Genomic DNA, 15,768 nt, shown 5'->3' on the forward strand with positions numbered 1-15,768 from the left:
GAGAGTAATATGAATAAGTTTATCTCGTTTCTTGAGAATAACTTATCTAGCCCAATGGCAAGGCTTTCTGAGCAAAGGCATTTACAAGCAATTCGTGATGGTGTAATTTCAGCATTACCGTTTATTATTGTAGGAAGTTTCTTTCTAATAGTAGCGTTTCCGCCTCTTCCAAAGGATAGTTTTATTTCATTATGGGCAGCCAAGCATCTAACGAGTATTCTAATACCATATCGGTTAACGATGTTTATTATGTCGCTCTATATCGCCTTTGGTATTGGATATAATTTGGCGAAAAGTTACAAATTAGATGCCTTATCAGGAGCGCAGCTTGCAGTTTGTTCCTTGCTCCTTACATTGACACCTGAATTAATTGATAAGAAAGGGTTTATGCTCCCAATGACAAACCTTGGGGGACATGGGTTATTTGTTACAATGATTGTTTCTATTTTATCGGTTGAGATTTTGAGATTCTGTAAGACGAAAAATGTGATGATTAAGATGCCAGAGCAAGTACCACCGTCTGTATCTCGTTCTTTTGAAGCACTTATACCTGCTGCTTTCGTTATTATTATTATGAGTATTATTACTGTTGTTTTTAGTATTGATTTACACCATTTAGTTGATAAGCTAGCTGCACCATTAGTAAAAGCTGGTGATAGTTATTTTGGAGTTATTATACCTGTGTTTCTCATTACATTCTTTTGGTCATTTGGCATACATGGTGTTTCTGTTGTTGGGACAGTTGCCCGTCCTTTATGGGAAGTTTATCTTGGTAAAAACTCTGCAGCAGTTGCAGATGGAGCAAGCAGTATACCATTTATTGCACCGGAACCATTATACCAATGGTTTATATGGATTGGCGGTTCTGGGGCTACATTAGGGCTTGTATTAGCCATGATTGTCTTCGGTAGATCAAAATATTCTAAAGCGCTGTCGAGAACGTGTATTGTACCTGGTATTTTTAATATTAATGAGCCAGTTATATTTGGACTTCCAATTGTATTAAACCCAATTTTAATTATTCCTTTTATTATTACACCGCTTGTGACCGCAACTATTGCTTATACCGCAACTGCTATGGGACTGGTTACAGCGACTTATATTATGCCGCCGTGGACATTGCCAGCTCCAATTGGTGCATATTTAGCGACGGGTGGAGATTGGAGAGCAGTTGTATTAGTCTTCATTAATATAGCAATCTCATTCCTTATTTATCTGCCATTCTTTAAAATGTACGATAAAAATATGATTGAAGTCGAAAAGAGCGGTGATGGCGAGCAAGGTTCTGTGAATGCTTAAGAATGAGAAATACGAAGAAATCATATAGATATGTATTTGAGTGATAGGCAATAAGTCTATCACTTCTTTCATGACTAAAGGTGAAACTTGTCCATTTTATCAATAGAAGAGGGTGAAATGAAAATGAGGATAAAGTTCAGTTATAAAAGTGTGTTTTTACTTCTATTTGTAGTAGTTTGTTCAAACCTTCTGTTTGCGCTTCTTTTAAGAATGTTAGATGTATCACAAATGCACAGTATATGGATTGTGACGAGTATTTCGGCAAGTATGATGCTGACAATTGTTGTATCTTTTATAGATGGTACGTATTCATCAAAAGTACAACTAATTGTTAGATTTGTATCTTTTCTAGTTAGTTGTACATTGCTTACATATATGATTGTCTTTTAAAGAAATGTAGAGGTGATACTATGTATATTGTTGGCTTAATATCTGGTAATAGATGTTGCTCTTGTTCATATTCAAGGGAATGATGCGGGATAAAAAATGAATTTTATAGCAGAGTAGCCTCGTATAAAAAATGAATATTTGGTATTATTTACAAAAAGGATTGTATAAGTCTAAGAATTTTAATAAAAATACTTTTATTTTGAAAGTGAATGATTACATGATTCATATTAACCAGTTTCTATATGTAATAGGCGCTTATATGATTGGCAACATATTAACAGCATATATGATTATAAAATGGAAATACGGGATAGATATTCGAGAAGCGGGTAGTGGAAATCCTGGTGCGCGGAATATAGGGCGTTTATACGGGAAAGGATATTTTATTGCTACATTTTTGGGAGATGCGCTTAAAGCGGCAATTGTTGTTTATGTAGCAATAATCTTATTTGGAGAGTCTATATTTCTATTAATCTCGTTACTAGCAGTTGTTGTAGGTCATATATATCCAATTTTCTTTAAATATAAAGGCGGAAAGGGAATTTCGACATTTATTGGCGGACTAATTGTGTTCAATTATTTGATAGCGCTTACTCTGGTCCTTATATTTATTTTGTTTTATTTAATTTTTAAGAGTTTCACAAAGGCTGGTTTAATTACAATCGCTTGTTTACCACTTTGTATGATTGCATACTCTTATTCAATGGTTACGATTGTACTAAGTGTTTGCATTATTATATTGATTTTGTACGCACATAGAAAATAAAGGAGATTAAAACATGGGGTTAATGTATAAAATTGCTGATCAAGCATGGGAATTTGAAAGTATTCATAAACTAAATTATAAAACATTCGTAGAAGAAATTCCACAGCATGAACAAACAGAAGAGCGCAAAAGCATAGATTTATTCCATGAAGAAAATACGTATTTAATATGTTTAGACGAACAAACATTAGTAGGAATGGTTGCGGTGCGAGGAAAGCGACCATTCTCCTTAGATAATAAAATACCTCATTTAGATGAGTGGTTACCAGAGCGTGGTGATCGTGTATATGAAATTCGTTTATTAGCTGTGGAGCAAGGATATCGAAACGGAAGAGCTTTACTCGGATTGATTCGATTTTTGCATCGCTATTTGCTTCTAAATGGGTATGATTTAGCGCTCATTTCAGCAACAACGCGTGAGTTACCTCTTTATGAACAAATAGGTTTTCGTCCTTTTTATAAATTAGTTGGGACAGAGCAAGCAGCATTTCAGCCGATGTATATCACCCCAAAAATGTTTGGACAATCTAGCATTATAAATGTGGTAACAAAAGAATATACGTTTTTACCAGGCCCTGTCGAAATTGGTGAAAATGTCCAGCAAGCATTTGCTTCTAATCCAATTTCGCATCGTTCCAACCGATTTAAAGCTGCGATGGAGAATGTGAAAAAACGACTATTGCAAATGACAAAAGCTAAGCATTTGCAAATCATGCTTGGGACAGGGACATTAGCAAATGATTCAATCGCTTTGCAGCTAAAGTTATTAAAGGGACGTGGATTCATTTTAACAAATGGTGAGTTTGGAAATCGTTTAATCAAGCAGGCGATTCGAGTAAACTTATCGTTTGATACATATGAAATAGAAATTGGGAGACCATTTTTATACAAGGAAATAGAGAAATTAGTGAAACATCAAGAGTACGAATGGTTATGGTTTGTTCATCACGAAGCATCCACTGGTATGCTAAATAATTTAGAAGAGTTAATTGGAATTAGTAAAAAGTACGGTATTAAATTATGTGTAGATTGTATTAGTTCTATTGGAGCAATACAATCCTCTCTAGAAGATGTGTATTTTGCTAGCGGAGTTAGTGGAAAAGCGATTGGAGCATACACGGGATTATCTTTTGTATTTTACAATCATATTGTGAATGCAAATGAAACATTACCTACCTACATGGACATAGGAATGTATGAGGAAAACGGGAGTGTACCGTATTCTCAATCTTGGAATTTAATATATGCATTACAAGAAGCGCTAAAGAAATTTGAAGATGAAATCGAGTATAAGAAGATATATCAAACATATGCTTTTATTGAAGAAGCTGTTACTAATATGGGATTACAACTTGTATCTCCAAAAGAGCATGCTTCATCTATCATTCTTACAATTGCATTGGATAAAGAACTTTCTTCTAATGAAATAGGAGATTCATTAGCTTCGCAAGGATTTATTATCCATTATGAATCATCCTATTTACAACAAAATAATTGGATCCAAATTGCTTGTTTAAATCAGTATAAAGAACGTGAAATGAAAAGAATGTTGGATTGTTTACGGATGCATGTGAAACAAGTAAATGTATAGTGAAAGACGGTTATAAAGGGCGAGTTTTTTATTTCATGTATTATGTATGTGCTGAATCAAATAAGGATTCCATTTTCACTTTTCCCTTTTCTCGAATTTCTGCATTTGTATGTGCCATGATATATTTATGTGCCCAGGCAATTGCGATAACATCATCTAACAGGCCAATCCCGATAATAGCTGCTAAATCTGGAATGAAATCTATTGCCCAAACGTAATAAGAGAGTGCAACTAATATAATCATTTTAGCTTTAAAAGGCAATCCGTTCTTTTTTAAGGTGTAATATAAAATAATGCTCTCATATACACCGGACTTACCTAACTTGGTTGCACCTTTTTTTAGTTTTTTCCATAGTTTCTGCTTCTCCATATTCTCACTCCTCATTTTATTTTTTCGTTCATATTGTAAATGTATATTTAACATTATGTGAAAACACGTAAAAATATAGATTTTTTAAAAGGATAGACAAACAATCGACAAAATAATCCTTTTTATCGTTTTATTCTTATTGCTCATTTTTATAAGAATAAAAAAGAAGATAGGAGGAGAAAACATGTGGCTTTTGTTTGAGGTAATAGCAGATAGTATATAATTTTATCCCAGGACTGACTCGAAGTTAAAGTGTCATATTGTAAAGTTAAATGAAGGTATAAGATACATAAGTTTTATTTAGAATAATCGAAGAATTGAGAAATTTATTTGGTTGTTTCCAATAAGGCATTATTACCGATGTTAAAAAAGAAACAGAAAGAATTTCTTCAATTAATACATAGCGCACATGAAAAAAGGATCTAAGAATTATTTTATTTTTCATATTTGCTGTAACAAGTGGTACAATGAAACCTTAATGTGAAAAATAAGGAAAAGAAGTGATCTGTTTGAAAACCTTTTTAGAATTAGGAATTAGTGAGACGTTAAATCAAACACTACGTGAAAACGGGATAGCTGAAGCAACGCCAATTCAAGAGCAAGCAATCCCGGTCGTTACGGCTGGAAAAGATATAATTGGGCAAGCAAAAACTGGTACAGGTAAGACACTTGCATTTGTCTTGCCAATTTTAGAAAAAATCGATCCTACGTCAAGTGATGTACAAGCTTTAATTGTTGCGCCAACTAGAGAATTAGCACTGCAAATTACAACTGAAATTGAAAAGATGCTTGTTCATAAAGAAGATATTAATGTTCTTGCGATATATGGCGGTCAAGATGTAGCACAGCAAATGAGAAAGTTAAAAGGCAGTACACATATTGTTGTAGCAACACCAGGACGTTTATTAGATCATTTACGCCGTGAAACGATTGTATTATCCAATGTTTCTATGGTTGTGTTAGATGAAGCGGATCAAATGCTTCATTTCGGATTTTTATACGATATAGAAGATATTTTAGATGAGACACCTGAGAGTAAACAAACGATGTTATTTTCAGCGACGATGCCAAAAGATATTAAAAAGCTTGCGAAGCGCTATATGAAAGAACCTGAAATGATTCGAATTCAAAGTGAAGAAGTAACGGTGAATAATATTAAACAACGTGTGATTGAAACGACAGATCGTGCAAAGCAAGATACGCTACGTTATGTGATGGACCGTGATCAGCCGTTTTTAGCAGTTATTTTTTGCCGTACAAAGCGTAGAGCGAGTAAGTTATATGCTGATTTAAAAGGCTACGGTTATAATTGTGATGAACTTCATGGTGATTTATCTCAAGGAAAACGTGAACGAGTGATGAAGAGTTTCCGTGATGCGAAAATTCAATATTTAATTGCAACAGATGTAGCAGCACGTGGGTTGGATGTAGAGGGTGTAACACATGTATTTAACTACGATATTCCAGAAGATGTAGAAAGTTACATTCACCGAATTGGAAGAACTGGACGTGCTGGTGGATCGGGCCTTGCAATTACATTTGTTGCACCAAAAGATGAAATGTATTTAAAAGAAATTGAAAAAGGTATTGGTGCAACACTACAAAGACAAGTAATCGAACAGCCTGCTAAACAAAAAAATGAAGTGAATGAAACAAAACAAAAGCAACAAATGAAAAAGCCAATGAAAACAGGTCAATATCGTCAAAAAGATAACCACGGAGAATCGAAAAATTCAAAACAGCGATCATTTCATAAACCAAGTAAGAAGAAAAGTAGTATAAAGCAAGGACAGCAAAGACGAGGTCGTTAATATAGAGTACGTGTTAAGAACAAAAGTCGTTTTCTTTTAAAGAAGGAAACGACTTTTTTATTCATAGCACTATTAGTAAGTTGACTTGGAATACCCCTTATTAAGTCAAAGCAGGCGTGTTAATATTTCTGAAATAAATTGTGGTATAATTTACATATAGGGGGACAGTAGATGACACAACATAAAGAAGAACAAATGAATCAAGCACTTGCATTGTTTTATTTTGCATATAAAACATTTACAGAAAAACCAGATGAAATTATAAAAGAATATGGTATACAGCGGGTGCATCACCGAATTTTATTTTTTATTGCTCGTTTTCCAGGGCTCAGTATAAATGAATTGTTATCTCTGTTAGAAATAAGTAAACAAGCTCTTCATGGGCCACTTCGTCAGCTTCTTGAAAAGGGGCTTATCGAAAGTAATGAAGCAGAACATGATCGTCGTGTGAAACAGCTTGTCCTAACGCAAAAAGGAGCAGAGTTAGAAAAAAAACTGAGTGATGTGCAAAGAAAACAAATGGGAAGGATTTTTTCGGAATTTGGTGAAACATGTGAAGAAAATTGGCATCAAGTTATGACTGAACTAGCAAATAATCGTTTAGGTTTTGATGCATGGTTATCTAAGCGTGAAGAGCCAGTTGATTAAAATGAGTAAATAAATTATTCGTCTGTTTTTAGAGTTTGAAAAACAATTTTATCCATGAATGTTGACAACTAGGGATGAATCATAGAATAAATGGATAAAAAATTCACATTACCAGATACTTTATTACGTGTACACATTACAAAATGTAAATAGTTATTTCCGAAAGGGGAATTATTATGATAAAACTTGTACTCATTCGTCACGGACAAAGTTTATGGAATCTTGAAAATAGATTTACAGGATGGACAGATGTAGATTTATCGAAAAATGGATTAACCGAAGCAAGGGAAGCAGGTGCAATATTAAGAAACAATGGATATACGTTTGATGTTGCATATACATCTGTTTTGAAACGGGCAATTCGAACGTTGTGGATTATTCTGCATGAAATGGACCTTGCATGGGTTCCTGTACATAAATCATGGAAGTTAAATGAAAGACATTACGGAGCATTGCAAGGGTTAAATAAGGATGAGACAGCAAAGAAATATGGTGATGAGCAAGTTCAAATATGGAGAAGAAGTACGGATGTAAGACCACCAGCTCTTACTGAAGATGATCCAAGGTATGAAGCTGATGATCCAAGATATAAATTTTTGAAAAAAGGCGAATTCCCGCTTACAGAATGTCTAGAGGATACAGAACAAAGAGTACTGGAATTTTGGCATAAGGAAATTGCACCGATGTTACAAGCTGGACAAAGGGTCATAATCTCCTCTCATGGGAATACGATTCGTGCTCTTGTGAAATATTTAGATGATTTATCGAATGATGGTGTTGTGTCATTGAATATTCCAACGAGTATACCACTCGTATATGAATTAGATGACAATTTACAACCCATTCGTCATTATTATTTAAGTATGGATGGTGCAGTACCTGAAGGTGTAATTCCAAAGCATATATCTTGATAAAAAATATTTGTGAAAGTTTGAAATGCATGCTTGTCTACATGTAAAATGTAGATTCATTATAAAAGACGTGGCTTTCTTCTCATGTATATGCAGTATAGCTTATTTTAGAAGGTTGTCCATGTCTTTTGTCATAATGAGAGAGAGTTGAGCATGTAATGATATCGTGAGAAGTTTTTGAATGGAGGGTGATGTAATTGACAGTCTCTAACATTCGAATTGGTTTGTTTTTTCTTGTACTAGTTTTTTTATTTCTTATTTTCTTTTATTGGAAAAATGAAGAGTTGTACGAAGAGAAAAAACAGCTGATTCGAAAAACATGGTATGGTGTTTTTATTACATCAGTCACAATTTATTTCATGGTGAAAGGAATTGATTTAACCCTCTGGAAAAACATTTTAATGTTCGTTGCAATGGTCATATTTGTTGATATTGCGTTTATTTTAACTCCAAACATTTCGGAAATATGGGGGGCGAAATTTAGTGATATTGGAAAGACCGTTCAATCTATTAAACGATCATTAATTGCTTCGAAAGCACGAGGTGAAATTTACACAACAATTATTCAAAATGTAAACCCAGTGGCATTTGGGACGATGGAGTGGCAAACTGAAACAGAGTATGCAAAAAGCTTAAATGTATTTCTTGATACGTATGGTGAAAAAATTGGAGCAAAAATCGTTGTATTTGTGACAGCCAATGAATTAAATACAAATTTCCGTGGTATCCGCTCTCAATTTAGTATTACAGTACCTTTAGAACATATAGAGCAGTTAAATGCACAAAAAGCAGTGCAGGTTGAAAATGTTGGTATTATACCAGCGAAAATAGTAAAAGATGTTTGTATTGTTATTGATGGTCAAAAGAACAATCTTCAAGATCGGGATTTTGAAAATGTATATAATTTAACGATTCATCATAGTTATTTTAGTAAATAGGACAGAAGCAAAAGTTTCTGTCCTTCTTTCATACATAAATATAGACAAAGTTCGTGAAAATGAAACATAATTGAATAAATTTGGACAATCATCCCAACACTAGCAGGTAGAGGTGATTGTAGTGGAAAAAGAATATAGTAATGAATTTTTCAAAGAAGAAACTGAGGATACAACAGATTTCTCTTTAATAAAAGGAGATACAATGCAGCAAGTAGAAAGTTTAGAAGAAGAATTAAAAAGAAACGGATAAAAGTGCGTCTGGTTTATATTTGAGATATAATTAAGAGAGAAAGGTTGTATCTCTTTTATAAAAGGGGGAGGAAAAAATGCAAGAAATCAAACAACAAAAACTTTCTTTTTTTAAGGAAAAAAAAGAAGCACCAAATACAGATTTCTCTCTTGTAAAAGGTGCATTAACAGAAAATATTAATCGATTAGAAAAGCTCATGAATCATGATGCATCAAAATATATACAAAGGAAAAAATTGGAAGAAAATGTATAAAAGCATTTTCTTTTTTTATTTCTTCTTCATTCCTGCTCCGAATTCCTCAAAATCCAGTTTCTTATAATATGGAATATTTTCTTCTGTGCAAATTAATTGTAAATGCAGATTCCGTTTTTGACATTTCACTATTAATTTTTGCACTATACCTTTTCCAATCCCTTGATTTTGGTAGGATGGATGAACGACTAATCCACATAGGTAAGCGTTAATTACCCCATCTGAAATGATACGCCCTGTTGCAATTAATTGATCGTTATCATAAACACTTATAACAAAAGTACTTTGAGTTAGAGCATGATGCAATTGCTCTTTTGAAAGCTTTAAAAAGTCATTCCAACCGACGGAATCGTATAAATCGAAAATATGTTCAGGATCAGGGAGGTTGTCTGTAAAATACATATACATTCTCCTTTTTTATGTATTATAAAAATTATAACAATATTCTGTGAAAAAAGTGTAGGATAGTTTTGTTAAATAGGAGCGATAGGTTTACATCTTTCATAAAAAGTAAAATGATGAAGCGTGGTATAATGATAAAGAAAAGAATAATTTAAAATTCAATGATTTATTTGAGAGAGGAGCTTTACAATGTATTCTACTTTAGAACAATTAACAAAGCACCCTGTATTTTATCATTTTGCAGAAATTTCAAAGGTTCCAAGAGGATCTGGAAATGAAAAAGAAATTAGTGATTACTTAGTGAAATTTGCAAAAGATCGTAATTTAGAAGTTGTACAAGATGAAGCTTTAAACGTAATTATTAAAAAGCCAGCAACTAAAGGGTATGAAAATGTTCCAGCAATTATTATCCAAGGTCATATGGATATGGTTTGTGAGAAGAATCAGGCAACAGTTCATGATTTTGAAAAGGACCCAATCGAGTTACGAATTGTTGGCGACATGTTGTATGCAAATCAAACGACTTTAGGTGCGGATAATGGAATTGCAGTTGCATATGCATTAGCGCTTTTAGATTCAACAGATATCGATCATCCAGCACTAGAAGTTGTGATTACAACAGAAGAAGAGACAACAATGGGCGGAGCTTTTGCTGTTGATCCAAAGCACTTTGATGGAAAAATATTTATTAATATTGATTCTGAAGAAGATCATAAATTACTAGTAAGCAGTGCAGGAGGAGCAAAAGCAGTTGAAACAATTTCTGTTGTTTGGGAAGAAATATCTGCTGATTTAGCTGCATATCGTTTATATGTTGGAGGGCTAAAAGGCGGCCATTCGGGTATGGAAATTGATAAGCAACGCGGTAATGCAAACAAAGTTTTAGGACGAGTATTATATGATTTATCGAATGAGATCCAATTTAACATGAGTGAAATCCATGGTGGATTAAAAACAAATGCAATTCCACGTGAAAGTGTAGCAACAATTTTATTATCTGCAAATGATGTACATAAGGCAGAAGAGAAAGTTGCAGATTGGACACGCATTTTACAAGAAGAGCTACGTGCTATTGATCCCGATGTACATGTGTCTCTTACGAAATTAGAAGAAAAAGTAGAAAAAGTATTTGCGAAAGAAACACAAAAACAGCTTATATCTTCTTTATTCTTAATTCCAAATGGTATTCAAAGTATGAGTATGGATATTAAAGGGCTTGTAGAAAGTTCAACAAATTTAGGAGTTATTGAAACATTACATAATGAAATTAAATTGCGAAACGAAGTAAGAAGTTCAGTAAGTAGTCTAAAGCAGCATATTACGAATGAAATTAAGCATATTGCAGAATTGGTCGGAGCAAAGTTTGAGAAGGAATCAGAGTATCCAGAATGGCCATATAATCCAAATTCATCGATTCGTGATTTGTTTGAAAAAGTGCATAAAGAAAAATATAATAAAGATGTTGAAATCTTCGCAGTGCACGCTGGTATCGAATGCAGTGTATTTGTTCAAAAAATGCCTGAATTAGATGCAATTTCATTTGGACCAGATATTTTCAACGTTCATACGCCGGATGAACATATTAGTATTTCTTCTGTTATTAATAACTGGGGATACTTCATTGATGTAATGAGAGAAACAAAATCTTTAATATAAATATGAATGAATCGAACTGTCTAAGATTTTCTTAGGCAGTTTTTTGATGTATTTATAGGATTTCTCACACGGATAGGGTGAATAGGTGATGTCAGTATTTGCAAATTTAGCTGGCAAGGGAACTAAGAAAGTAATAATTTCATGTACTGTATTAGAAAGAAAATAAAACATTATATTCAAAAAACACAATATTATCTATTCTATCAAGATAAGCCATATAATAAAATGCTAATAATACGATTTGAAAAGGAATGCTAAAAAATACATACTGATTGTACCTTTATAAGGAAGGAAAATATGAAAAAAGATATAAAAGGTTATTCATTATAAGTATATTAGTAGTAGGAGTTAGTGCATTTTCATATCTACAAAGCAATGTATTAAGTATAGGAAAAGTATTGGCAACATCAAGTAAAATACCTGCTAATTTTAAAGGGTTTAAAATGGTCCAGTTGTCGGATTTACATAGTAAAACATTTGGAGAAAATCAGAAATTTTTAATTGAGAAAGTAAAAAAGTAGCGGTTTAGGGAATAGCATCATTCCTCAAAGGGTTTTTAATAGACCGGAGATTGTAGTCGTACAGTTTAATTAATTTGTACGACTTTTTTATTTGTTTTCGATGAAATTACTGTTATCTATTCACCAATACTCTTTTAATAGAAAATAGTATTGATGAGGGGGAAATTTACATGAAAGATTGAAATTCTCTATAAAGTACAAGTATCCATTACAGTTTTGTTAAATTTTTTCAACGCTACATAAACTAACAAATTTTGACGTCCTTTCTTTGTTATAGTTTAAATAATTAAAATAATCAGTTTTCGTTCGAATAAAAATGTTTATGACTTGTGCATATAAAAAATATTATAAAGGAGTGTACACATGTATAAAGAATTTGAAATTGAGGAATACACTGCAATTGAGGAGCAAATTCATTATTATAGTCAAAGTTTATTAGTGAATCATCCTGAGCAAATAATAAAGTATTTGGAAAAAAGGCTAGAAAAATATGCGGAAACTTTAAAATATGCACATTTGTATCCGGAAAAAGTTATTTTACCTATACAACAACTAATTATTGAATATTCTTTAGATGTTGTTAGAATTAGAAAATATTTAAATTTAAAGACTTAATTTGTAATCATTTGAAATGAATCAGAGTCGACAGTGAGAAAAAATATTCTACTGTCGACTCTGATTCATTTTCAATAACAAACTTAGTTGTTAGAAGTATAGGTTGAAAAAAATAATACTCATAAAAGAAATTTGACATATAATAATTCAAGAGTAAAATAAAAGTGAGTACTCACTCATTTTAGAAAGGGAGGAGATTTTATTGCAACAACCTTCTGTTATTTTGCAAGATGTATCAAAGCGTTTTGGAAAAAAAGAAGTATTGCATAATATTTCACTATCTGTAGCAGAAACAGAAATTTTTGGTTTAGTAGGCCCTTCAGGTTCTGGCAAAACAACACTTATCAAAATGATTGCTGGTATTAGTGAATCGACGACAGGTGAAGTAACAGCTTTAGGAACGAAAATGCCTAATTTAAATGGTATGAAGCAAATAGGCTATATGGCACAGGCTGATGCACTGTATGAAGAGTTATCTGCTTATGAGAACGCAGATTTTATCGCAACAATGTATGGATTGAAAGGTAAACGTAAGAAAGAGAGAATTGAAGAAGTTTTTACATTAGTTGAATTATCAGAGCATGCTAAAAAACAAGTGCAACATTTTTCAGGAGGGATGAAGAAACGGTTATCTCTAGCGATGGCACTTTTACATGAACCAAAGCTTTTAATTTTAGATGAGCCAACGGTTGGAATTGATCCAGTTCTTCGTAAATCTATTTGGGAAAAATTTTATGAACTCAAAGGACAAGGAACAACGATTATTGTGACAACACATATTATGGACGAAGCTGAATTTTGTGAACGTCTTGGATTAATTAGAGATGGGAAGCTAATTGCAACAGGAACCCCAAATGATTTAAAAGGTCGAACTTCATCAGGGCGGATTGAAGATGTCTTTCTATTGGAAGGAGCGGTTGAATCATGAGAATTGGTGGTGTAATTATTCGGATTATTCGGCAATTTTTCCGGGATAAACGATCGTTGGCAATGATGTTCGGAGCGCCAATGTTACTCCTTTGGTTATTATCGCTAGTGTTTACACAAAAGGATTACACTCCCCATATTGCATTAATAGATGTTCCAGTACCTATAGTAGAATCAATGAAAAAACAAGATGCTACCATCTATGAGTATAGTAAAGAAAAAGCACATTCTAAGTTAGAAAATCAACAAATAGATGCCATTATCACTTTCGAACATGGAAAAGTGAATGTGTTGCTTGAAGGTAGCGATTCTTCAAAAAACCGTGCCGTGCTAGAAGCATTACAAAAGGCCACAGAAAAAAATGAAATGCCTGGTATGAAACCAAAAATTGATTTTTTACATGGTTCCGCAGATTTTACGATGTTCGATGGACTCGGACCGGTATTAATTGGCTTTTTCACATTCTTCTTTGTCTTTATTTTATCAGGAGTTTCATTTGTGCGAGAACGTTTAAGTGGGACATTGGAAAGACTGCTATCTACTCCAGTGCGTCGCTGGGAAATTGTCATGGGTTATATACTGGGATTTGGTATTTTTGCTTTGTTACAATCTGTTATCATTGTAAGCTTCTCTGTTTATATTCTTGATTTATATGTAGCAGGATCACTGTGGCTTACATTACTCATTACATGTATGCTTTCACTAACAGCGTTAACACTTGGTACTTTTTTATCGGCATACGCCAATAACGAATTTCAAATGATTCAATTTATCCCACTTGTTATCGTACCGCAAATTTTCTTTTCAGGTTTATTTCCAATGGAATCAATGAATAAGTGGCTACAAATGCTTGGAAAGTTATTTCCGCTCACATATGGTGCTGATGCGATGAGACAAGTGATGATTCGTAATCAAGGATTTGCTGAAATTGCGGGAGACCTTTGTGTGTTATTTCTTTTTGCACTACTATTTACAATAGGGAATATATTTGCTTTGAGGAAACATCGAAGAATATAAATTTTATTAAAAGGGGCATGATGCATGAAAAAAGATTGGTTAGAGGAGTTAATTGCTGCTACCGATACAGATAAGCGTAATGAACGGCAAATGCGTATATTAGAAGCAGCGGTTGATATGTTTGGAGAAAAAGGATATGCGTCCACTTCAACAAGTGAGATTGCAAAGCGTGCTGGTGTAGCGGAGGGAACGATCTTCCGCTACTATAAAACGAAAAAAGATTTACTTTTAGCGGTTGTAATGCCCACATTAACTAAGTTCGCTGCACCATTTTTCGTACAAGCTTTTGCAAAAGAAATACTGGAGAATACGTATGAAACGTACGAAGAGTTTTTAAGAATAGCAATACGAAATCGATTTGAATTTGCTAAAAAACATTTTCCAATGCTAAAAATTTTATTGCAAGAAGTACCATTTCAACCAGAATTAAAAAATGAAATACAACAATTAGTGGAACAAGAACTTTTTTCCCGTTTTAAAAAACTAATTATACATTTTCAAGAACAAGGGCAAATTATTGAAATGCCTACATCTTCAGTTGTGCGCTTTACTTTATCTTCTATAATGGGGTTAATTTTAACTCGATTTTTATTATTACCGGAAGAAAAATGGGATGATGAAGTGGAAATTGAACATACAGTTCAATTGATATTATATGGATTAACACCACGGAGGTAATAAATTTACCAGATGTCGATGGCTTTATCTTAAAGAATCGTTCTCCAAGTTGTGGAACTAGAGATGTGAAAATTTATACAGGATACGAAAAATCACCAGTAAAAGGAAAAGGTGAGGTGTATTGGTAATACTGTATTGAAAAAATTTTCGCATGTTGCAATAGAGGAAGAGGGAAGATTGTCGAATTTTATTATTTGAGAGCATTTCTTTACGAGACTGTTTACAATCGCACATTTTAAAACAATTAAACATCATAAAAGTTTAAAAGGACTTGTATCTTTTCAATCTGATCATAAATATTTATAGCGTATAATCAGACGAAACAAAAAGAATTAGGACGAATTATTGCTAACCATGTAAACGATAATCTTGAATGTGTTTTTGAAAAGTATGAGAAAATTTTATATGAATTATTGAAGCGGACACCTCGCTATACATCGAATATAAATTGTATGTCAGCATATTTTTGGTTACTTTAAAAATAAGTTAAAAAAGCAAGAGAAAGAGTATTTTATGGTACTTCTTAAAAAGTATGCAGAAAAGAAAATACCTCTTAGTAGTTTGCTTGTTGTTTTAAGTCATGGGTCTTGCGTTTTGAAGAATAACATTTAATAAGACAAACATAATTTGGACCGTCCCCTGAAGCATTTGTAGAAATTTCATATTCAGGTAAAGGAAGAGATAGTTAAAGAAAAAACCTCATAATTCGACAAAAAAATTCCTAT

Annotated in this window: 17 protein-coding genes and 1 pseudogene; 16 read left to right on the top strand and 2 right to left on the bottom strand. The window is 33.0% G+C overall.

What is annotated here, in order from left to right:
- The first annotated feature begins 9 nt into the window (after positions 1-9).
- The 4 genes from QRY57_RS13210 to QRY57_RS13225 all read left to right on the top strand — a co-directional run bounded on the left by QRY57_RS13210 (position 10) and on the right by QRY57_RS13225 (position 4,046).
- The gene (locus tag QRY57_RS13210) at positions 10-1,299 is read left to right on the top strand and encodes a PTS sugar transporter subunit IIC (protein WP_286017681.1); all 1,290 of its coding nucleotides are present in this window, start codon (positions 10-12) and stop codon (positions 1,297-1,299) included.
- Positions 1,300-1,422: 123 nt separating this feature from the next.
- Positions 1,423-1,689, top strand: a complete 267-nt coding sequence (locus tag QRY57_RS13215; protein WP_286017858.1) for a hypothetical protein — start codon at positions 1,423-1,425, stop codon at positions 1,687-1,689.
- A gap of 217 nt (positions 1,690-1,906) precedes the next feature.
- A complete protein-coding gene (gene plsY, locus QRY57_RS13220) occupies positions 1,907-2,455 on the top strand; it encodes a glycerol-3-phosphate 1-O-acyltransferase PlsY (protein WP_286017682.1) in 549 nt (182 codons plus the stop codon).
- 13 nt (positions 2,456-2,468) lie between these two features.
- Positions 2,469-4,046 (top strand): aminotransferase class V-fold PLP-dependent enzyme, encoded by a 1,578-nt coding sequence (locus tag QRY57_RS13225; protein WP_286017683.1) that lies wholly within the window; start codon positions 2,469-2,471, stop codon positions 4,044-4,046.
- A gap of 40 nt (positions 4,047-4,086) precedes the next feature.
- Here the strand turns inward: QRY57_RS13225 and QRY57_RS13230 are convergent, their stop codons facing one another.
- Positions 4,087-4,416, bottom strand: coding sequence for a YkvA family protein (locus tag QRY57_RS13230; RefSeq protein WP_026590823.1), 330 nt, complete (start codon positions 4,414-4,416; stop codon positions 4,087-4,089).
- A gap of 500 nt (positions 4,417-4,916) precedes the next feature.
- Between QRY57_RS13230 and QRY57_RS13235 the strand changes: the two genes are divergently transcribed.
- The 6 genes from QRY57_RS13235 to spoIISB all read left to right on the top strand — a co-directional run bounded on the left by QRY57_RS13235 (position 4,917) and on the right by spoIISB (position 9,227).
- Complete coding sequence (locus QRY57_RS13235) at positions 4,917-6,227, top strand: DEAD/DEAH box helicase (protein WP_026590824.1); 1,311 nt, start codon at positions 4,917-4,919, stop codon at positions 6,225-6,227.
- Positions 6,228-6,398: 171 nt separating this feature from the next.
- Positions 6,399-6,875: a MarR family winged helix-turn-helix transcriptional regulator gene (locus QRY57_RS13240; protein ID WP_286017684.1), complete on the top strand. Its 477-nt coding sequence runs from the start codon at positions 6,399-6,401 to the stop codon at positions 6,873-6,875.
- Between the two features lie 176 nt (positions 6,876-7,051).
- Positions 7,052-7,786, top strand: coding sequence for a 2,3-diphosphoglycerate-dependent phosphoglycerate mutase (gpmA, locus tag QRY57_RS13245; protein WP_286017685.1), 735 nt, complete (start codon positions 7,052-7,054; stop codon positions 7,784-7,786).
- Between the two features lie 197 nt (positions 7,787-7,983).
- Positions 7,984-8,724, top strand: coding sequence for a type II toxin-antitoxin system SpoIISA family toxin (locus QRY57_RS13250; RefSeq protein ID WP_026590827.1), 741 nt, complete (start codon positions 7,984-7,986; stop codon positions 8,722-8,724).
- 121 nt (positions 8,725-8,845) lie between these two features.
- On the top strand, positions 8,846-8,974 hold the full coding sequence (locus QRY57_RS13255) for a hypothetical protein (protein WP_026590828.1): 129 nt from the start codon (positions 8,846-8,848) through the stop codon (positions 8,972-8,974).
- Positions 8,975-9,050: 76 nt separating this feature from the next.
- Positions 9,051-9,227 carry a stage II sporulation protein SB gene (gene spoIISB, locus QRY57_RS13260; RefSeq protein ID WP_286017686.1) on the top strand — a complete coding sequence of 59 codons (177 nt, stop codon included), beginning with the start codon at positions 9,051-9,053 and terminating at the stop codon, positions 9,225-9,227.
- A 15-nt stretch (positions 9,228-9,242) separates the two neighbouring features.
- Here spoIISB and QRY57_RS13265 read toward each other — a convergent pair whose 3' ends face one another.
- On the bottom strand, positions 9,243-9,629 hold the full coding sequence (locus QRY57_RS13265) for a GNAT family N-acetyltransferase (RefSeq protein WP_170833630.1): 387 nt from the start codon (positions 9,627-9,629) through the stop codon (positions 9,243-9,245).
- 189 nt (positions 9,630-9,818) lie between these two features.
- Between QRY57_RS13265 and QRY57_RS13270 the strand changes: the two genes are divergently transcribed.
- From QRY57_RS13270 to QRY57_RS13295, 6 genes and pseudogenes are all read left to right on the top strand, one after another.
- Positions 9,819-11,285 carry an aminoacyl-histidine dipeptidase gene (locus QRY57_RS13270; RefSeq protein ID WP_286017687.1) on the top strand — a complete coding sequence of 489 codons (1,467 nt, stop codon included), beginning with the start codon at positions 9,819-9,821 and terminating at the stop codon, positions 11,283-11,285.
- An 884-nt stretch (positions 11,286-12,169) separates the two neighbouring features.
- Positions 12,170-12,421 carry a hypothetical protein gene (locus tag QRY57_RS13275; protein WP_286017688.1) on the top strand — a complete coding sequence of 84 codons (252 nt, stop codon included), beginning with the start codon at positions 12,170-12,172 and terminating at the stop codon, positions 12,419-12,421.
- 202 nt (positions 12,422-12,623) lie between these two features.
- A complete protein-coding gene (locus tag QRY57_RS13280) occupies positions 12,624-13,349 on the top strand; it encodes an ABC transporter ATP-binding protein (protein ID WP_286017689.1) in 726 nt (241 codons plus the stop codon).
- Entirely contained in the window at positions 13,346-14,365 is a 1,020-nt protein-coding gene (locus QRY57_RS13285; protein WP_286017690.1) for an ABC transporter permease, read from the top strand. The genes QRY57_RS13280 and QRY57_RS13285 overlap by 4 nt, the downstream gene beginning before the upstream one ends.
- 24 nt (positions 14,366-14,389) lie before the next feature.
- A complete protein-coding gene (locus QRY57_RS13290; protein ID WP_286017691.1) occupies positions 14,390-15,043 on the top strand; it encodes a TetR/AcrR family transcriptional regulator in 654 nt (217 codons plus the stop codon).
- A gap of 5 nt (positions 15,044-15,048) precedes the next feature.
- Positions 15,049-15,666: pseudogene (locus QRY57_RS13295) on the top strand (YbgA family protein); the annotation flags it as partial.
- Positions 15,667-15,768: the final 102 nt, after the last annotated feature.

The organism is Bacillus arachidis (assembly GCF_030285945.1).
GTDB classification, from domain to species: domain Bacteria; phylum Bacillota; class Bacilli; order Bacillales; family Bacillaceae_G; genus Bacillus_A; species Bacillus_A arachidis.